Source organism: Spiroplasma chinense, from assembly GCF_008086545.1.
Taxonomy (GTDB): Bacteria; Bacillota_I; Bacilli_A; order Mycoplasmatales; family Mycoplasmataceae; genus Spiroplasma_A; species Spiroplasma_A chinense.
Genome location: NZ_CP043026.1, coordinates 570,113 through 591,548 on the forward strand (window position 1 = coordinate 570,113; position 21,436 = coordinate 591,548).

Consider the following 21,436-nt stretch of genomic DNA (forward strand, 5'->3'; position numbering starts at 1 on the left):
TTTAAAATATCTAACCAAAATAAAGTTTTGACTATTATTAGAGCAAAATTAAAGGTATAATATTTTTAATATTGGAGGATTTAATATGCTGTATACTGCAAGTGACGCAATTGATTTGGTATATCGAATTATAGGTAAAACTTCTTCGCTGTCTATTTCTAAAGGTAAATTAAGTAATGATAAATGTAGATTAATCGCACAAGATATCAAGGAATTTTATAGAGAGCTATTTAAAAGAAGAATTAAACATGAAAATGAAATAGAAGCTTATTTTAATGAGTATCAATGAAGCTTTGTGAGTTCTGATGATGATCAAAATATCTTATTAGAAGTAAAGGAATTTATTAAAAATAACTTCCTTATTAGTGAAAAATCAGATTACTTCTTATCAGAAGAACACGTTCACGAAGAATTGAACAAAATCTATGATAAAGCTTTAGATAACAGTTTTGTTGTTGATAAGGAATCAATAAATTGAAATAAAACTGTAAAACTTATTGAATCAAGATTCCTTACATGAGTTCAAAATAAAAGTTTAAAACAAAATAGTGAATTAAAAGCAAGATTATTAACTATTTTAGATAGTATGAATGAAAAAGAGGAAGTAAATTATCATCAAAAATCAGAATTACTTGTCCAAACTATGGATAAATTACAAAAATTTGTAAGTGAATATGAACTTGGAAGAGTTGAAAAAGTAAATGAAAATAGTGAAAAATATGAAAGATATCTTTACACATTAAAAACTTTTGAAAGTGTTCCTTCTGGATTTAATTTAGAAACTTACATAAGTTTTGAAAAAATCTATACTCAGGTAAGAATCTTACCAGATGATGCAAGTATGTGAGAAATTGATTTTACAATGGACTTGTTAATTAGAGTGTTTTTTGCAACACTTGTAAACAGTTTAGTAACTTCAGGGACTTTTAGTATTTGAAATGCAAAAATTGAAATGATCAGATCAAATGGTGGTTGAAAAATAGATAAAAATAAAGAAATTGTAAGAAATATGTATATTGCTTTAACTCAAGATGATGACAAAAAACGTGAATTAATTAAATTTAGTGGTAAAAAACTAAATAGAGACTTAATTGATATTGCAAAAAAACTTGTTAAATTAGTTCTTGAATTAGAAACAGTTGAAAAATTCTCTTCAATTGAAAAGAAAGAAACATTTGATGTTCCTAATGTTGATGTTATTTCTGTGTATTTTGTTCAATTAGCAAATTTAATTAAGTATCATGAAGCTGGAATTTCAGATAGTTTCTTAGCTCACCCAGGTGAGGTTGTAGGAAACTTTGATATTGCTATTGCTGATGCTTTATTGGATTTTAATAATGTAAATAATGTTTTAACTGCTGTTAAAAAAGCAGATAACAAAATTGCAGACTTCCCTGATGAAGTTTGTTTACGAACAATTCACTATATTGAAAAACTTGGTGAAATTACAGACTTTTAAAAATCGTAAATTACGATTTTTTTATTGAAATGGAGGCAAAATAATATGTGTTGTGGATGTGATGCATCATTATTAGAAAATTGTAATTGTTCACTTTACGAAGAAAAGTGCGAGAAACCGGTTTGTTGTTGATGTTGTGTTTATCAAAGATGAATAAAATTTGAAAGTGAAGGCAAAATTTACAGTACTTTAATTGCAGATATTGAACTTGTATCATCTAAAGAAAAGCATTTAAAAGTTGCTAAAAAATTTGTAAAAGATCAACTTAAAGATATTGAACATATCAATGCAGAGTTTTCAAAGTATAAATCTAAGAGATATATTCAAATGGTTGATGGTGACAACGACCTTGACACTCTTGTAAATGAGATTGAAAACGATTTAGGTCAAAAAATTCGTTGTCAATTAAATGAATGAGAAGTTTATATTGAGATGTGTAATGTTTTTCTTGATTTTCAAGATGCTTTTGTCTCAAAATTATCTTATTTAAATATGTTTGAAATGTCAGAAGGTATTTTTACAACATTATTTGAGATGGCTCAATTATTTTCAAAAGTTCTTAAAACTGAGCAAAATATGAGCTTTATAGCAACTACAAAAGAAAAATTTGTAGATCTTGAAGGGGTTTTAACCAAATTTCAAGAGAACTTAAACCATAAAATTAGTACATTATAATATTAATTTGTTATAATTATTTTTGTTAAACGACTTAATGTCGAGGAGGTAAATAATATGAAATTTAGTGCTAAAAAACTAGCAGAAAAAGGGCAAGGAGCTTGAATTGTTACTATCGAAGGTGAAGAATGAGCAGAAGCTGTTAAAAAAGGTAAAGCTAAAGCTGCTGCAAACTTAGAAATTCCAGGTTTTAGAAAAGGAAAAGCACCACAAGAAAAAGTGGCTCAATACTTAACACCAGTTAAATACTTGAACTCAGCAGTTCAAAGTATTTTAGAAAAAGCTTGAGATTTTGCAAAAGAACAAAATAGTGATGTTCAACCATTTAACTCACCAGTTCCAACTCCAACCAAAATCTCTGAAAAATCATGTGAATTAGAATTTGTATTTGACCTAAAACCAGAAATTAATATTGGTGAATACAAAGGATTAAAATCAAAAGAGTTAGTTAAAGAAGAATTTGAAGCAACTAAAGAAGAAATTGAAAAAGCAATTGATCAATACAGAGAAAGATTTGCTTTAGAAAAAGATAAAGAAGCTGATGCAGTTATTGCAAAAGGTGATGTTGTTAAATTTGACTTTGAAGGATTTATAGACGGAGAAGCATTTAAAGGTGGAAAAGGATTAGACTTTAGACTTGTAATTGGTTCAGGAAACATGATTCCAGGATTTGAAGATGCAATGATCGGTAAAAAACTTGGAGAATCTACAATTAAAGTAACTTTCCCAAATGATTACACTCCAGAATTATCAGGAAAAGAAGCTGAATTTAAATTAAATGTAAAAGAAATCAAAGAAAGAGTTTTACCAAAAAAAGATGATGAGTTGGCAAAAGATTTAAACTTACCAAACATCAAAACTTACAAAGAACTTGAAGAAAATGTAAAAGTTCAAATAGTTGAACAAAAAACAACTACTTTAAAAAACGTATTTGTAAATAAAGTAATTGATATGATTATTGCAAATTCAAAAATTGAATTACCAAAAGCTGTAATCAACAAAGAAATTGACTCATTATACAAAGAATTTGAAGCTAGAGTAGCTGGTCAAAAACTTTCAATGAAAGAATACAAAAAACAAACAGGTATGACTGATGAAGACATTCGTGCAGAATTATTTGATGATGCAAAAAGAAGAATTAGTTCTCATTTAGTTACTGATAAAGTTAGAAACAATGAAAACTTCGAAGTTTCAGCTGAAGAAATTAATGAAAAATACACAAAACTTGCTAGTCAATTTGGTCTAGAAGTAGATTACATTAAAGGATCAATTTTACCTGAAGCACACGTAAAAGAAGAAATTTTAAAAGAAAAATTAATTGATTTCTTATACGTAAACAACGGTTAATAATACAAAATATGAAAAAATTTCATATTTTTTTTATTTTTTTAGCACTTACCACTTGCAAGTGCTAAAAATTATGTTATTATAATTTTGTACCAAACAGGAGGAATTACAATGAACAGTACAAACAAATTACCGTTACTTGTTACAAGAGGAAGTTATGTTTACCCTACATTTGAACAAGTATTAGAAATAGGTAGAGATAAAACAACATTAGCAGTAAAAGAAGCTGTTAAAAACCATGACGGTCACATTTTAATCGTTTCTCAAAAAAAACCTTTAGAAGATGATCCAGAAATTTCTGAATTATTTAACTTCGGGGTTTTAGCTAAAGTAAATATTAAAAAAGAGTGAAAAGATGGTACTTTAACTGTAAATATAAAATCTCTTTCAAGAGCTGAAATCAGCAATATTGAATTAAGTGATTTCTATTCTGCAGAATATAAAGAAAAAACTTCAGTAGTTGAAGATGATAAAAAATCATTAGAAAAAATTATAACTCATATTAAAGCTATGATTTCAAGTCAAGAAGAGTTTCCAGCAGAAATGGAAGACATTTTAAAAGATGCAGGTTCAAATGTTGATCCTAACTATCTTGTAGATAGCGCAGCTCACTTAATGCCTTTTATGTCAATCGAAAAGAAACAAGCAATCTTGGAAGAAATTGACCCAATCAAAAGAATAGCAATTATTAATGATTTCTTAGATGAAAAACGTCAATCAGCAGACATTGAAACATCAATTAGTAAAAAAATTAAATCAAGAGTTGATGAACAACAAAGAGAATTTTACTTAAGAGAAAAATTAAAAGCTATTAAAGATGAATTAGGGGATATGGATGGTGAAGGAGACGACATTAAAAAATACAAAACTCGTCTTGAAAATGAACCATTCCCAGAAAACATTAAAAAAAGAATAATGCAAGAAATCGACAGATATGAAGCATTACCTTCATCATCAAGTGAAGCAAACATTATCAGAACATACATTGATTGAATGATGCAAACACCATGATGACAAAAATCAGAAGAAAAAACTGATCTTAAATATGCAAAAGATGTTTTAGATAAACACCACTATGGTTTAGAAAAAGTTAAAGAAAGAATTATCGAGTACTTAGCTGTTAAACAAAATACCAACAAAGTAAAAGGACAAATCATTACATTGGTAGGTCCTCCAGGAGTTGGGAAAACTAGTTTAGCAAAATCTATCTCAGAAGCTATGGGAAGAGATTTTGTAAAAGTAGCACTTGGTGGAATTAAAGATGAATCTGAAATTAGAGGTCACAGAAAAACTTATATCGGAGCTATGCCAGGACGTATTATTCAAGGTATGAAAAAAGCTGGAGTTAAAAACCCAGTATTCTTACTAGACGAAATTGATAAAATGGCAAGTGATTATAGAGGAGATCCAGCTTCAGCAATGCTTGAAGTTCTTGACCCAGAACAAAACTCAAAATTCTCAGATCACTACTTAGAAGAAGAATATGACTTAAGTGATGTTGTGTTTATTGCAACAGCAAACTACCCAGACAATATTCCAGAAGCGTTATACGACAGAATGGAAATTATTGAACTATCAAGTTATACAGAAATTGAAAAACAAAAAATTGCAACTGAATACTTAGTACCAAAAGTACTTGAAGATCACGCAGTTTCAAAAGAAGCTCTAATCTTTACATCAGAAGGAATTAGTGAAATTATTAAACACTATACTCGTGAAGCTGGAGTACGTCAATTAGAACGTTGAATTGCATCAATCACAAGAAAATTTGTTGTTAAAATGTTAAACAAAGAGTTAGAAACACTTACAGTTACACCAGAAGTTGTAAATGAATTGTTGAAAAAACGTATCTTTGAACATACAGAAAAAGAAAAACAACCTCAAGTTGGAGTTGTTACGGGTCTTGCATATACACAATTTGGTGGAGATATCTTACCAATTGAGGTAAACCATTTCCCTGGAAAAGGTGGACTTGTATTAACTGGTAAACTTGGAGATGTTATGAAAGAATCTGCAACAATTGCATATGACTTTGTAAAATCAAACTACAAATCATTTAATATACCAAAAGAAGTATTTAGTGAAAATGATATCCATATTCACGTACCAGAAGGAGCTGTACCAAAAGATGGTCCTTCAGCTGGTATTGCATTAACAACAGCGATTGTTTCTGCATTAACTAACAAACCTGTACCAAAAGATATCGGTATGACAGGAGAAGTTACTTTAAGAGGATTGGTATTCCCAATTGGTGGTTTAAGAGAAAAATCAATTTCAGCTCACAGAAGTGGATTGAAAAAAATCTTAATTCCATTTAAAAATACTAAAGATATTGATGACATTCCAGAAGAAGTTAGAAATGAATTAGAAATTGTACCTGTTGAAAAATATGAACAAGTATTTGAACAAGTATTTAGTGAAAAAGTAAAAGAATTTACTACAGAACTTCCAATTTCAACTTCAGAATCTAAAACTGAAGAAGCAAGTCATTAATTCAAAACGCATCCTATGATGCGTTTTTTTGATGTAAAATTAAATTATTGTTTGGAGGAATGAAAAATGAAACAGTCATTAAGCTATTTGCTAAGACCAAAAACTATTAAAGATGTTATCGGTCAAAAACATTTATTAAATGAAAAGGGAATAATAACTAAAATGGTTGAGAAGAAATTTCCTGTTAATTTAATATTCTATGGCCCTCCAGGAATAGGTAAAACAAGTACTGCAATAGCTATTGCAAACGATTTAGAACTAACTTACGAACAATTTAATGCTTCAAAAGATAAGAAAGAAAAACTTCAAAAAATAATTGATAATAATAAGACTGAAAAGATAATATTAATTATTGATGAAATTCATAGAATGAATAGAAATATCCAAGATTTATTACTTGAATACATAGAATCAAGAGATCTTATAATTTTTGTAACAACAACTGAAAATCCTTATTTTTCAATAAATCCAGCTATTAGAAGTAGATGCACTATTGTTAAAATGAATGATATTTCTGTTGAAGAAATGAAAGATGGTCTAGAAAGAATTATAAAAGAAAATAACTTTGACATTAAGTTTGATAAAAATTCATTACAAACAATTTGTACTTTAGCAAATGGTGATTTAAGAGTAGCTTTAAATTCTTTAGAAATTCTTATAAATTTATATGAAGGTGTCATTGTTGATGATGAAATAGTACATAGTGTTTTTGATAAGGCATATGTTAAAGGTTCGGTTGACGGTGATGAAATTCATGATTTAAAGTCAGCTTTTCAAAAATCAATAAGGGGAAGTGATGTGGATGCAGCACTTCATTATTGAGCTAGATTGATGGAAATTGGTGACTATGAAATAATTATGAGAAGAATGGTTATAATGGCATATGAAGACATTGGACTTGCAAATCCAGCAATCCCTCCAAGAGTTTTTAATGCTTGTCAAGCATTTAGACAAGTTGGAGTTCCAGAAGGGGTTTTAATTTTAGGATTGGCTGTAATTGAAATGGCTTTAAGTGAAAAGTCAGATTCATCTTCAAAAGCAATTTATTATGCTTTATCAGATGTAAGTTCAGGTTCAATTTTTCAAGTACCAGCTCATTTAAGAGATGCACATTACAAAAGTGCTAAGAAATTAGGGTCTGGTGTTGGTTATAAATATCCTCATGATTATGAAAATGATTATGTTCAACAACAATATTTACCAGAAGAGATTAAAAATAAGAAATATTTTAATCCAAAACATCATTCTGCATACGAAGCAAAATTAATGACAATTTATAATAAATTTACCAAGAAAAAATAATAAAATAATAGAAGGAGGCATTTAAATATGAGAACAAGTTTACAAATTAGAGAAGATCTTGCAAGAACAGGTTATATTTGAATGCCAAATTATAAAGACATTTTGGTTAAAGTATGAGCTAATATGGAAACATACTTTGATGATGATGAATCTGTTGAATCTGCACTTTGAGCAAGTTTCAAAAGATATGATGAAGAAATGATAGGGATAGTTTTTATCACTACAAAAAGAACATTTACTATTGAAGTGATTGATGGAAATGATAATGCTCAAATAAGATATTTACCATTTGACTCTTATAGTTTACAAAAAATCCAGCTACAGCTTTCTAAAAGTGGGACAGGACTTAATTATGTGTCGCTTTTAAACGATAGTTTTGGTAATGGTATTACTTTTGCCACACCAAATAAAGATGTTGCCCAACACTTTGTAGACACTTTAAGAGGGAAAACAAATGGTGAAATTGAAAAATTACCAGATTCAGATGATCCATTGTTGGCTGAAAATGAAAAAGAACAGGTAATTGATGAAAATCTTGAAAAGGCTGAAGAAATAGTTCCTCATAAGTTTGAAAAAAAACATGAAGAAATTAAGCCTATGAAAGAACATGATGGTTGAAGAAAAGCACCACCAGATAATAGGGATAAAGAAATTGAAATTAAAATTGTTCCTGCAAAACCTGAAAAACCAAAGAAAGTTAAAAAGGATGGATATGCATCTAAATGACAATCTAAAACATGAATGTTTTGGTTTGCAATACCAATTTCAATAGTTGCAATTATTGCTTGTTTATTGATATTCCTATAAAAATAAAAAAAACGCATTTGCGTTTTTTTAAACTCTATTTAATTCGAAAATATTTCATTTACCATCTTGTTCTTCTTGTAATCCAACTTTATACATATATTTATTTCCAGTTTCAACATCATTATAAACCAAGTTATAAGTGATTGTTCCCCCAAAACTATTCATACTTAAACCATTGTTTTTGATATTTTTAGTTTTATATCTAGTTTTATCAAGAGGTTTAGCTATTTGTTCTGTTATATAGTTTTGTTTTTTAACACTGTTAACTTTAAATCCATTCATAATACTTGCTAAACAATTTATAACATCTTTATCTCTAAAGATTAATTGTAAACCTTTTAATAAACTGTTATCTCTAAAAGTTTTGGTTTTTTCATCGTATCCAAGAATAGACATTGCACCATCACTTCCATATGAAACATCACTTCCATATTTAAATCCTAAACCAGGGTTTTCAGAAGTAAGTTTTAAAGCTTCAATTAAATTTTTACCTTCAGCATAAATTGAATTTGAGTTTCCTGGAGGCGCTTTTTTGTAGTAAATTGTGATATTATTTGCATTTTTTAATGCATTTGTTAAATTATCTATCCCTTGTTCAAGAGAAGTTTGTTCTGCTCTCTCTTGGGTAGTGTTTTTAAAACCTGTATTTAATTTTGAATAAAGGTTAGTTAAAGCGTCATATAATGTTAGACCATCATCATTTGTTATTGTTAATAAATTATAAAGATTTATATTTTTCCCATTTATTTTAACTTGTAATAGGTCAGACAAGAATGAAGAATCTGGTGATCAAATTGCATCATAAGAATTTCTCAATATTTCAGGATCAGGGAAAGGAAGGTCAACATTAAATGATTTTAATAATTCTACCAGGCCAACCAACGATTCATTGTTTGTTAATTTATCTACTAAATATGGAATAAAGTTTCCTAACAACATTGCTCCTGTATCTTTTAAACTTCCCAAGTCTAGGTTTAATAATGTTGGTAAATTAAAACCTATAGCATGAATCAACATACTTAAAATGTTGTCAGGTGTATCTACACTAGAAAAATTATTAGCCAATCAACTTGTTCACAAGTAGTGATCATCAGGCATTTCAACTTTTTGAGCAGAACTATTGCTGTTCAATAAAATTAGTGCTAATTTTCTAAAGCCAAGACCATTTTTATCATTGCCTATATTAGTTGCTATTTTTAAGTTACTTATTGCTTTTTTAAATGAAAAATTCTTTTCAAAATTAGATGCAGAAAAATCGTCTAAAAACTCTTTGTTTGTTTTTGAGGAACTTAATAAATGATTCTCATCACTTAATGAAGAGTCTAATTCGATGATACCTGGTCTAATTAACACAGCTCCAATTATAAAAAATATATCTTTTAATGATGAGATTAAACCTATTATATCTAGGTTATCAAGGCCACCACTAAAAATTTCTCCAATTGTTGTTGCTAATTTTTCATCTAAGAAAGTTGAGTTAAAATTTTTTATAACATCTGAATTAATCTCAACAACTTTATCGCTTTTACCAAAAATTCTAGCAACAGCATTATTCAATCTTACTGCAGCTTCTCTTTGAATATCTTCTTGAGTAATTGTCTCATCTTTATAATCAGATAACATAATTTCATTTACATAATTATCTATAATTGAAACAGCTTTAGAATTCATTCTTGAAAATAGATTAATTATAAATTTAAATATACTATTTACAATTGACCCTACATCAGAAGAACTAAAGTCAACTGATAAGAAGCTTGAAACAATAAGTTCAAACAAATCTGAATTAGAAGCAAATTGAAATAATGTGCTTAAAACAGGTTTAATATCTGCTAAAACATCTCCCAAACTATCTAATATCGATAAATCAAAGTTATTTCCAATTAATCCAAGTAATGTTGGTAACAATCCTTTAATTGAACCAACTAAACTTGGTTCAATACCTCCAGCTGTTTGAATTAAACTTAACACCATACTGATTGTTCCGCCAATTTCGTCAAATGAAGTTGTTGCAGTTTTTGTACCTTCTAAATTTAAATTTGTGTTTTCAATTGAAACAAAATAATTTTTGTCCAATGTTTTTCCAAATGTTCCTTCAACAAGTTGATCAACTTTTGTTAATGTTGAAGTTCCAAAGTTATCCATAACATCCTTTGCATAATTTCCATTTAAGTATTGTCCTGCATAATTTACATTAACATTATTTGTATCACTTGCAATAGCTGCACGAATTGCTACACTTGCATTTTCAACAACTTGTTTTACTTTGTTTTTAATGTACTCTTTTTCATGATTTACTAGCGAACAAGCAGAAACACTTGCAGCAGAAACCAAAATTGAAGCACTTGATAATAAAGCTAATAATTTTTTCATTTTCTTCTCTCTTTTCCCGAATATCATTTTTATTTTACTATAATTTATTATAATTTTAAAAATTTTAAAAGAGTATAGAAATTATAAAAAGTATTTTAAATTATAAAAATTTTTTTATAATTGTCATATAATAAAAAATGTACTTGAAATATAAAAAAATAGTTATAAGATATTAAAGATAAGTGGGAATAAAAGATGAAAATAAGTAGTATTTTTTTATACCTTAAACAAGGTATTAGAGGAGTTATGAAATTTAAGGTGCAATTCTATGTGATTGTTATTTTGACATCAATTGCAACAATGATTTTAAGTATTTCATTATCTGCCTCAAGTAGAATTAAACAAAACTATGATTCAATAACTTCAAAAATGGATAAATTTGATTACATAACTTCAAGAGAAGTTGGTTCTCAATCAACTAAAGATCCAAAAATGGTGCCATTAGTTGATTTTATTGATTCACAAGCTTTAACTGTTAATTATTTAAATAAAGGTCTTGAAGATCCGCTAAACGAGGGATTATCATACAACTTTAATTTAATTGATTCTTCTAAATTTTCTAATTTAGATAGTTTTAAAGATTTGAAAGACCTGACCAGAAATGACTATCTAAATAGTTACCAAAAAACATTTATATCAACTGCATTTGATTCTCAAGAAGTTCAAAATGCAATGTTTGATTTGTTTGCGAATGATAATTATTTAGAACCTTTCTTTCATTATGAATACAATTATGAAAAAGATAGTGTTACATATAAAACTAACTATGATAAATATAATCAAGGTGTAATGAATGGTTCATTAATGTTTAGAGATGTTAGAAGCACAGGGTCTTCACGTTTCAATAACTTTGCAACTGTTGCTATGAACAACATGGTAACTTCATTCTTAGAAGATCTATTTAATTACAATGGAGTAGAAGGGCAAAGCGCACCGTACTTAAAAACTTCTGCGTTTTATAAATTAAAAAATCTTGGTTTAATTAAAAAAGATGATTTTTCTTTAGATTTTGACAATAATCAAAACAAATATCAAATTTATATGATTACAGCATTTAACACTGTATTGACAAGTGTAATAAATAATGCAAATGAGTATCTATCTAACTTTATTGATCAAGCTGTTGTAAAAATTGCAGATAAAAGTAACGATAGTCCAAAAGAACAATTAGCAAAAGAATTTAATGCTAACTTTGCTGATTTAGCAGGTTTTGAATTCTATGAAAACAATAAAAATAATAAAGAAATTGCAGAAGTGTTATATGAATTTATTATGGGTTCAAAACACAATAGTCAAACAGCTTCAAAAAAAGCAAGTGATTTTGTAGTACAAGGAAATAACTTAGCATGAGTTGAAAAAGTTAACTATGGAACTGGTGATAAAGAATATTTTGATAAAAATCTATTATTAAATAATAGGGATAATAAATATGCCTATGGAAATAGAGGAAGTTTAATTCAAATAGTGGCTCCATTCGATGCTGATGGTAATTTACCATCAAGAATTGGTAGAACTAATGGTCAAAAACTTCTTCAATTAGAAGATGCAAAACTATCAATAAGTCAGGTTTTAGCTCACTTTGTTGGATTCGAAGATTATGCAGATAGAGATAATGTAACTTTCCAAAACGTAAATAACATTAGAACTTTTTATTTAAGAAATCAAATTTTAGGAAACGCAACTCAATTTAGAGTTGAACAAAGAGCTGAAATTTCTCTAACAGATAGTACAAAAGAAATGAAGTACAGAATGGTTGTGCTTGATGATTTATGAAGAGAAAGATTATCAATCGTTGATGGTAGAGCACCATTGTCAAATGATGAAATGGTTATAAATCCTCAATATGCAAACAAAAACAAAATCAAAATTGGACAAAGACTTTCAGTAGGGGGAGCAGAATTTACTATTACAGGTTTTGCTTCAGATCCTCTAACATATTATCCAGTTTCTGATGAAAACACATTCCTACCAAACAGTCGTAAAAGTTTAATTCTTTACGCTGATATGGAAGTAATTAATAAAATATTTACAGATGACTTTAGAAAATTTGCTTCAAGAAGTGTTTATACAATTCTTACAGCAAAAGATGGTGTAAATGCTGAAGTTGCAAAAAAAGATTATGAATCATTGCAAATGCAAAGCGTTAAAGATATACCACAATTTCTTAATGTGAAAAACAAAATTTCAAATGGTGAAGATGCTCCAAATGTAGCGATTAGATCTGGTGAAGAGTTATCAAGTTTTGAAGACTCAAATTTAAAATACAACTGAGTTGTAGCACCAAAAATCATCTTTATCTTTAATCTATTTTCTGGAATTGCAAGTTCAGTGATTGCAGCAATAGCACTTTATGCAATGATATTGGCTGTTAAAAAAACAATCGAACTAAACTCTGGGGAAATTGCTATTTTAAAAGCTATGGGAGTTAAAACAAGTTTAATTTCTTTATCATATATTTCATATGGTTTAATCACAACATTTGTTGTTGTTCCAGTTTCTTGATTAGCTGCAATGTTTTTACAAGAAATAATAGTTCAAATATTTTTATCATATATGACAGGATCGTATTTAAATATATTCTTTGACTATTTGCCATTCTTGTTGGCGGTCATGTTATTTGGGGTTCTTTCAATAATAATTTCATATATTGTTGCCATATCATTAAACAAAAAACCAGTGATTGAAATACTTAATAAAAAAGAAAAAGTTAAACGTTATGAATTGATTGATAAAATCAAAAATTCTATGACAAGTAGAATGAGTTTTTCAAAAAGATTTAGTACAGAACTTGCTTTCTCTGGTTTCTCAAAAACATTATTAACAGGGGTTACAATATTTATTTCAACCTTCTTTGTTACTTTATGTCTTGCAATACCTGGAGTAATTCAACAAACGGTAGGTTCATATTATAAAAATGTTAAGTATGCAAACTCTGTTGAGAATATTGAATTACTAGGAAATGCACCACTCTCAAAAACAGCTTTATCACCATGACAAGGTGTTGAATATTATGAAGATAAATATACAGATTCAAATGGTATATTTGGAACTAGTTTCTCAAAAATAGCTAATTCTATTTCTTCTAATATGTCTATTCAAGACAATTCAGTATTACCTACATTGGTAATGGGTGAAAAAGATGGAAGCATAAACTACAATTGATACTACAATGCTGTCTTGAATCATACCGATGAAGGAAATGTAGTATCAAGCGAAGAGGACAATAACTTAATTTCTGTAATTTCAAGTACTTTTGGTAATAATATTTCTGAATTACTTGGTAAAGGAATTTCAATTGGAGAAATCCAGAAAATTATTGAAATGATAATTCACTCAACTGATGAACGATTTGATAATTTTGAAGATAGAAAATTAAAAATAACTCAAATTTCTGACTTCTTAACAAATGGATTACCAGATATCTTAAAAAATGTTATAGGAAATGAAGCTCAACTTTCAGGTAACTGAAAAGATCAAATTATTGAAATTATTAGTTCAGATGTTCCTTCATACATTAAAAATTATTTAAATATTTCTGAAAACAGATATAACCAATATAAATTTGGTTGAACATTTAATACATATATTCCAGGGGTAGATACACTTTATACTTCAATTAAAGGTAATGCAAATGGAGAACACATTCAAATAACAGGTCTACCTTCAGACCAAACAGCATTTAATATTTCAAATAATGAGAAAAAAATATTTGGAAGTGAATACCAATATCGTCAAATTGAAAATATTTTACATGGAACTGGTGAAGCTAAAGACATTGTTATAAATGGTGAAAAAGTATATGATGCTTCAAAACGTGAATTAAATATTCCAATGATCGTTAACGGTGAAGCTATTCGAAATTATAATATTACTGATAATTTAATCAATAACTTAGATGTTAATGCTAAAAGAATTTTAATTTCAGAAAATGGAATGAATATTCCAAATTCAGCTTGAATGTATGACGATAGTGATTATGTAAACTATGCAACTGGAAATGAAAAATTAAAATCAAGTATTATAAAAAGTAATTATGTTGACAAACATTGATTAAATCCAGCGGATTTACAAACAAGTAAATTTACTTTCCAACCAATTTTCAATTACAAAGATGGTGGATATACACAAGGATTTAACAGAGGTAAAAATGTAAGCAAAATAATGAACGATTCATTTGCTTTCTATGATATTCAATCAAGTTACGATTCTAATGGTGAAGAAAAATTAGAAGCTCAAATAAGACCTTACTATCAATATGATAATGTTATGTTATTTATTCCAAAAGAACTTGGAGCAAAATTTGATAACATAGCAAATGTAGGTTCAGTTAAAAACAGAGATACTTTCTACGGTCAAGTTAAAGCAAGTGAAGTACCTGAAACAACTAGAAATGATTGAAATGCAACATTAGGAAAAAATGTTAGTGATTACATTTGAATTAGACCTTATTCAAAATACTTTGACCCAAGTGATACTTACTATAAAACTGAAGAAAACCTTCAAGGAGATGAAGCTGGAGAACTTGTAAATGCTAAATTAGGTTATTTACAAGCTGCATTTACTTCATCAGACAATCCATTTAAACTTGAAGATGTTTCAATGGATTGAAAAACTTTATCAAATGGTAATGTACAAAAAATTAATTTAGTTAAAAAAGGTGAACTTAAAATTTATGGATCAGATTTACTAATCGTGGACCAAGATCTTGCAAACTTAATTAATGGATATTCAATTCAAAAATATATTCCTTTTGATTCAACACCAGAAGATTGAAATAACCCTAATAATGGAAGTTATACACAAAATGGAGTTAAAATTAATACTTATAATTTAAAAACTCCAGAAAGATTAATTACTGAACGTAGTGGTACAGATTATGTATATGGACTAAATGATGAACAAAAATCATATAGACCAAATGCTTGATATAATGGAGTTTATTCAACAGCAAGTGAACCATACTACATTACAACTCAAATTTCAACAACTAAAAACCCAAGAATTGGTGAAGATAAGTTGAATGGTTCAAGTGCCTTTACTTCTCTTGTAGAAATGAAAGATCAAGTGTTCTTGAGTGAACAGAGAAACTTAATTAACCAAATTGAAAATCTGGTTATGACAATTGGTGTATTCTTTATAGCCTTTGTTATTATAGTTTCAACTTTATCTATTATTTTGATTACAGATCTTTATGTAAATCAATACAAAAAATTCATGTTAGTTCTTAAATCTCTTGGTTATTCAAATCTAGAGATTATCAAGTACACGTTTGGATTTACAAGTGTATTTTCAACAATGACGTTCTTGATTGGTAGTGCTCTGAGTTATCTAACAATATTTGGACTTGTTTCGATTATAAACAAAAAAGTCATGTCTATTCCTTATGGAATAACATGGTGAAGTCCATTTATGGCTGCAATGATTATTATTTCTTGTTTTGTAGTAGCGATAGTTATTACTACTAGAAAAATAAGAAAAGAATCTCCAACAGTTATCACAAGTTAAATTTAAAAAAATAAAGTTAAATTATAACTTTATTTTTTTATTAGTGATATAATAGTAGCCACAATATATGAAATATTAAGAAAAAATGTGTTATAATAGTTATGTATTTAAGGAGAGAAAAAAATATGAGCGAAAAAGTATATCAATTGAATTCAGATCAGCTAGGAGTGGTAAGTTTCGATGAACCATGATTTTTATGTCATATTGGGACATTTGAAAAAGATGAACCAACTCAAGTTTTCTTCCCATCATTAGCAGCTGGGATCAAAGGTTTTCCTCAATTCTTTCAAGAAGAGGTTGTTAAAGTTTGACAAGAACTAGGTCCAGAAGGAGAAGCAAAACTTCAAAGACTTAGAGAATATTTATTATCAGAATGATGAAATCCTGGAATTGAAACAATGAGAGAAACACTATACAAACAATATGGTTACCCTGAATTTAAAGATAAGTCTGGAAAAGATTTAATTATGGATGGTTATGATTTCTTAAGTACTACTATTGGACACATTACACTGCGTTACAGTAATATGCACTTTAACTTTGAAGGACTACACATTTCAGCAAGAGTTGTAGATAAATTCTTAGCGGTAAATTTCTGAGATAAAGTTAAAACTGAAGCTATGTCTATGTTGGGAACAACACAATTAAAATAGATAAAATAAAATCTACACTTTTAAAAGTGTAGATTTTTTATTTTGAAATTTTAATAATGTCTTTTATTTTAATGTCTAAATATTTGTTCATGTTTTTAGCTAAAACATAAACTACAGCTCCATTTTTAAAATACTCAGTAACTTTATTAGGTTTAAAGTTTGAATAAGTTTCAATTACTTGGTATTTTTTGTCACAAAAAATTAGATCTACATCGTCTTTAAACCCAAAAGAATTAAAACCCTTTAAATTAATAAAACGATAACCCAAATAATAATTCAACTTATCTTTAAAGACAAGAGCATTGAATTTTTGGTTCATTGTTGTAATGTTTCTTATATTTATATTTTGAATTTCATTATTTAAGACTAACTGATAAACTTTGTCAATATTTCTTTGTCTTTCCAAAGCTCTATTATCATTTGTATCTCTTAAAATTCTAAATATTTGTTTTGTGCTTCTAAATAATCCCAAAGTAATCACCTAACTTAATTATAACTATTTTTTTATATATAATATATTATAAGGAGGAAAATTATGGCAAAAGTTGCAATATTTTTAGCAACAGGGTTTGAAGAAACAGAAATGATAGCAACAGCTGATGTTTTAAGAAGAGCTGAAGCGTTATTTAAAGGTTCATTCCCAGTTGTAGATTTAGTATCTATTAATGATAAAAAAACAGTTGAGGGAGCTCACAAATTATCAATAAATGCTGACAAAACTATTCAAGAAATTAATTTTGATGAATATGATTGTTTAGTGTTGCCGGGGGGACAACCTGGAGTTGATAATTTAATGCTTTCAGAAACATTAATGAGTGCAGTTGAAAAACATGCAAAAGCAAACAAAGTTGTTGCTGCAATTTGTGCAGCACCTCAAATTTTAGGTAAATTAGGACTTGTAGATAAAGTTGAAGTAACTCATTACCCTGGATGTGATAAATATCTTGATAATGCAGTAAAAAAACCGCATATGAGTGCAATTGCTGATGGAAATATAATCACAGGAAGTTCAATTGGGGGAGCTTTACAATTTGGATTACAAATTGTAGATCAATTTACTACAACTGAACAAATGTTAGCTTTACACGAAACTCTAGTTTTCAACTATTAATTTAAAAATCATTCTAGAATTAGAATGATTTTTTTTGTGAAAATAATTACCGCCCATAAATGATAAAATTAAACTACAAATAAAATTAATTTGTTTGTTGAAGGAGAATTTTAATGATTGAAGTAAAAAACTTAAGTCTCTCTTATAAAAAAAGAGAAGTTCTTAATGTTAAAGAGTTAATTATAAATGACAAAGATAAAATTGCATTAGCTGGTTTAAATGGGGCTGGAAAAACAACTCTTGCAGAAATTTTAATTGGAGTTAAAGGATATTATAAAGGTGAATTGAACTACAAGAAAGATTACATTTATAATGCAGTTTTTCAAGATTGTAATTTTGTAGCAGATTGTAAAATTAAAGACATATTTTATCTATATTGTGATTTGTACAATATAAAAATGGATCATAAAAAAATATTTGAAGAATATGACTTACTTAAAGTTGAAAACAACTTATATAAAAGATTAAGTGGTGGTCAACAACAAAAATTCAAATTTTTAATAGCTTTATTAAATGAACCTAATTTTTTGTTGTTAGATGAAATAACAACAGCTTTAGATTACGATTGAAGGGTAAGAATAATAGAAATAATAAAACAAAAAATTCAAAATAATGATATGAATTTATTGTTAATATCACATAATCCAGAAGAAATAGCACATTTATGTAATAGAATAGTTCTTTTACAAGATGGAAGCGTTTTTAAGGATGAAAAGATAACAGGAACTTATGAAGAAAAAATAAAACAAATTAAGGAGGTTTTTGGTCACAATGTTTAGAGTTGAATTATTTAGAATATTAAAAAATCCTATAAATGTTTTCTTTCTTATTGTTTGACCTGTAGTCTTATTAATATTGTTTGGTGAGTTATCTGGAAGTCGTTTAGTAGGACAACAATTTTTAGCACTTCTGTTATTGCCTGCTTTAACTATTACTATTATGACTTTTGGTCTTAATTTTGCATCTGATAAAGTTGAAAAAAGAATCAAACATTATTTGGTTGTTAAAGGTGCTATAAAAAAATATGTTATAACCTCACTTTTAGTTAATACATTAATTTTTGAGTTTTTAATTTGTCTATTAATAATAATTGGTGTTTCTGCTTATGGAGTAGAATTTACAACAGCAAATTTTGCAATATATATTTTTATGCCTCAATTTGCTTTTATTATAGGTTTCTTTATTTCGTTAATAATTGGAGAATATGTGACTTCGTTTACATATGCTGCACCATTAGCGTCGCTAGTTTTCTTCTTTATTCTAATTTCTTCTGGAATGACTTTTCCTTTTGCATTAGCTTGAAGAAATACAGATTTTATGTTGGAATATCTAACACCTTATGGATGTATGGTGATACTTCACCATCATATTTCAGGAGATAGAATATTGACAGATTTTCAACTAGGTTTGACAATAGCTTTATTATTGATTTATACTTCTTTAATTATTAGTTTTGCAATCTTTTCTCTAAAAAGATTAAAAAAATAATAATAAAAATAAAAAATATCATTTAAAATAATAGGGTAATTAAGGAGTAATTTGTATAAGTTAACATAATGGGTTAACGTCTCTACGCCAGACCGATCTGGATGCTATGAATTGCCTTATTGAAAAAATTCTATAAACAAGTTATTTTTTAATTACATTTTTAAAATAGAAAGTCTTTTCTTTTTTGAAAATGTTTTTTTATTTTCATTTTACAAAAAAGAAAAATGGAGGAAAAAATGGAAAAAGATAACAACGTTATTGGTGAAGCTAGTAAATCAAAAATTAAAAATGATGCCGATAATAGTATGATTGCCAAGTTTTTTGGTTTTTCAAGACTAAATACTTCTTTAAAAAAAGAAATAATTGGAGGGGTAAGTACATTTTTAGCTATGGTCTATATTTTGTCAGTAGAACCTTCAATTTTATCATCAGCTGTAAGTGTAAGTGAAGGCAAAGCAAATATGTCTATATCTGGATTATTTTTAGCAACTGCTTTCATTTCTTTTTTATCAACATTTATTATGGGGATTAGTGCAAATGTGCCAATAGCAGTTGCTCCAAGTATGGGTTTAAATGCTATGTTTACATATAGTGTTGCTGCTAATGGAATTGGATATGAAGGAGCTTTATTTGCCACTTTAATATCTGGAGTTTTATTTTGTATTATTACTATAACAAAAGTTAGAACAATGTTAATTAAAGCATTACCTAAATCACTGCATTTAGCTATTGGAATTGGTATTGGGTTTTTTATAGCATATGTAGGAATTACAAACATGGGATGAGTTAAAACACTTGGTGGTTTACCTGTTGCTGACTTAAATAACTTTAAAATGTTTTATCCAGCCATTATTTTAGGAACACTTGTATTGTTTGGAGCAATTTTATTACATTACAAAAAATTTGTAGCACCAATTGCATTAATGATGGTAATTGGTTTTGTAATTGCAGTTATACTTGCAAATACAATTAAAAATAGTGAAGCAATTACAAATTCATTTGGAAATTCAGTATTTGATAAGAAAGATTGAAATTACAAAGACCTATGAAGTGGTTTTACATTTAATATCAAATCTACTTTTGATGAAATAGGAAATGTTAAGATTTGAAAAAATCCTACAATGTATATTTCAACTTTTGTATTTACTATATTAACATTTTTTGATGCAACAGGAACTTTAACTCTTGTTAGCAATGAAATTAACAGAAACATCAAAGATCCAAAAGAAATTCCAGATTCTGCAATGTTAATTGATGGTAGTTCATCAATTATTGGTTCATTAATTGGAGTTTCGCATACTGCAGCTTATTCTGAAAGTTGTGTTGGAATTTCACAAGGAGCTAGAACTGGTTTTGCAAGTATTATTACTTCTATTGGATTTTTAATAAGTATTTTATTATTCCCAATCTTTAAAATGATGCCCGACACAATAAGTGGAGCTGCCACTGTATTTATTGGAATCATTATGATTGGAAATATTACAGAGATAGAATGAAAGAAACCTGAAATTTCACTTTCAGCTTTCTTTACAATACTATTTATGATAATTACATATAATATTGCTGTTGGAGTAGGAATGGGACTTATCACATATACTCTTGGATGTATTGGGAATAAAAAAGCCAAAGAAGTTCATCCAGTAATTTGAGTGTTAAGTATTTTGTTTATTGGTTACTTTGTAGCGTTTGCTTTCATCCAATAATGTATAATTATTTTATGAAAGCATTAATAGTAGTAGATTATCAATATGATTTTGCAGATCCAAAAGGATCATTATATTGACCCGAAGGGGAAACTTTAAAAGATGGTATTGAAAAGAAAGTAAAAGAATATAGAGAAAATAACTTACCAGTAGTTTATACAATGGACTGACACCCTGAAAATCACTGTTCATTTGATATTTGACCTCCACATTGTGTCCAAAATACTCGTGGAGCTGAAATATTGCTAGATTTGAATCAAGCAGATTATATAGTTAAAAAAGGTGTTGAAGTTGATTGAGACAGCTATTCTGGTTTCAATAGACAATCAGACGCACAACCATTGGAAGACTGATTAAAAGAACACAATGTGGACGAAGTTGAAGTTTGCGGTCTTGTTAAACAATACTGTGTTGATGCAACTTACCAAGATGCATTAAAACATGGGTTCAAAGCAACTATCATTGAAGAACTGGTAAAATAATCTATTTTTATATAGACAAAATAAATAAATAGATTATA

Annotated in this window: 15 protein-coding genes; 13 read left to right on the plus strand and 2 right to left on the minus strand. The window is 27.9% G+C overall.

Going from position 1 to position 21,436, the window contains the following annotated elements; translation table 4 throughout:
• Window positions 1–85 precede the first annotated feature (85 nt).
• From SCHIN_RS02665 to SCHIN_RS02690, 6 genes are all read left to right on the plus strand, one after another.
• Window positions 86–1,459 (plus strand): hypothetical protein, encoded by a 1,374-nt coding sequence (locus SCHIN_RS02665; RefSeq protein ID WP_166508096.1) that lies wholly within the window; start codon window positions 86–88, stop codon window positions 1,457–1,459.
• Window positions 1,460–1,504: 45 nt separating this feature from the next.
• Window positions 1,505–2,134, plus strand: a complete 630-nt coding sequence (locus tag SCHIN_RS02670; RefSeq protein ID WP_166508097.1) for a hypothetical protein — start codon at window positions 1,505–1,507, stop codon at window positions 2,132–2,134.
• A gap of 57 nt (window positions 2,135–2,191) precedes the next feature.
• Window positions 2,192–3,481 (plus strand): trigger factor, encoded by a 1,290-nt coding sequence (gene tig, locus SCHIN_RS02675; RefSeq protein WP_166508098.1) that lies wholly within the window; start codon window positions 2,192–2,194, stop codon window positions 3,479–3,481.
• Window positions 3,482–3,592: 111 nt separating this feature from the next.
• Window positions 3,593–5,974 carry an endopeptidase La gene (lon, locus tag SCHIN_RS02680; protein WP_166508099.1) on the plus strand — a complete coding sequence of 794 codons (2,382 nt, stop codon included), beginning with the start codon at window positions 3,593–3,595 and terminating at the stop codon, window positions 5,972–5,974.
• Window positions 5,975–6,040: 66 nt separating this feature from the next.
• Window positions 6,041–7,276: a replication-associated recombination protein A gene (locus SCHIN_RS02685; RefSeq protein WP_166508100.1), complete on the plus strand. Its 1,236-nt coding sequence runs from the start codon at window positions 6,041–6,043 to the stop codon at window positions 7,274–7,276.
• Between the two features lie 27 nt (window positions 7,277–7,303).
• Window positions 7,304–8,083: a hypothetical protein gene (locus SCHIN_RS02690; protein ID WP_166508101.1), complete on the plus strand. Its 780-nt coding sequence runs from the start codon at window positions 7,304–7,306 to the stop codon at window positions 8,081–8,083.
• Between the two features lie 27 nt (window positions 8,084–8,110).
• On the opposite strand, the gene SCHIN_RS02695 is transcribed toward SCHIN_RS02690, so the two are convergent.
• A complete protein-coding gene (locus SCHIN_RS02695; protein WP_166508102.1) occupies window positions 8,111–10,456 on the minus strand; it encodes a hypothetical protein in 2,346 nt (781 codons plus the stop codon).
• A 246-nt stretch (window positions 10,457–10,702) separates the two neighbouring features.
• On the opposite strand from SCHIN_RS02695, the gene SCHIN_RS02700 reads away from it, so the two are divergent.
• Entirely contained in the window at window positions 10,703–15,961 is a 5,259-nt protein-coding gene (locus SCHIN_RS02700) for an ABC transporter permease (protein WP_166508103.1), read from the plus strand.
• A gap of 125 nt (window positions 15,962–16,086) precedes the next feature.
• The gene (locus SCHIN_RS02705; RefSeq protein ID WP_166508104.1) at window positions 16,087–16,614 is read left to right on the plus strand and encodes a hypothetical protein; all 528 of its coding nucleotides are present in this window, start codon (window positions 16,087–16,089) and stop codon (window positions 16,612–16,614) included.
• A 37-nt stretch (window positions 16,615–16,651) separates the two neighbouring features.
• On the opposite strand, the gene SCHIN_RS02710 is transcribed toward SCHIN_RS02705, so the two are convergent.
• Window positions 16,652–17,086, minus strand: coding sequence for a hypothetical protein (locus SCHIN_RS02710; RefSeq protein ID WP_166508105.1), 435 nt, complete (start codon window positions 17,084–17,086; stop codon window positions 16,652–16,654).
• A 63-nt stretch (window positions 17,087–17,149) separates the two neighbouring features.
• On the opposite strand from SCHIN_RS02710, the gene SCHIN_RS02715 reads away from it, so the two are divergent.
• The 5 genes from SCHIN_RS02715 to SCHIN_RS02735 all read left to right on the plus strand — a co-directional run bounded on the left by SCHIN_RS02715 (window position 17,150) and on the right by SCHIN_RS02735 (window position 21,398).
• A complete protein-coding gene (locus SCHIN_RS02715; RefSeq protein ID WP_166508106.1) occupies window positions 17,150–17,725 on the plus strand; it encodes a DJ-1 family glyoxalase III in 576 nt (191 codons plus the stop codon).
• 113 nt (window positions 17,726–17,838) lie between these two features.
• A complete protein-coding gene (locus tag SCHIN_RS02720; RefSeq protein ID WP_166508107.1) occupies window positions 17,839–18,504 on the plus strand; it encodes an ATP-binding cassette domain-containing protein in 666 nt (221 codons plus the stop codon).
• Window positions 18,497–19,213 (plus strand): hypothetical protein, encoded by a 717-nt coding sequence (locus tag SCHIN_RS02725; protein WP_166508108.1) that lies wholly within the window; start codon window positions 18,497–18,499, stop codon window positions 19,211–19,213. The genes SCHIN_RS02720 and SCHIN_RS02725 overlap by 8 nt, the downstream gene beginning before the upstream one ends.
• 236 nt (window positions 19,214–19,449) lie before the next feature.
• Window positions 19,450–20,916 (plus strand): NCS2 family permease, encoded by a 1,467-nt coding sequence (locus SCHIN_RS02730; protein WP_243745726.1) that lies wholly within the window; start codon window positions 19,450–19,452, stop codon window positions 20,914–20,916.
• Between the two features lie 14 nt (window positions 20,917–20,930).
• Window positions 20,931–21,398 (plus strand): isochorismatase family protein, encoded by a 468-nt coding sequence (locus tag SCHIN_RS02735; RefSeq protein ID WP_166508109.1) that lies wholly within the window; start codon window positions 20,931–20,933, stop codon window positions 21,396–21,398.
• The last annotated feature ends 38 nt before the right edge of the window (window positions 21,399–21,436 follow it).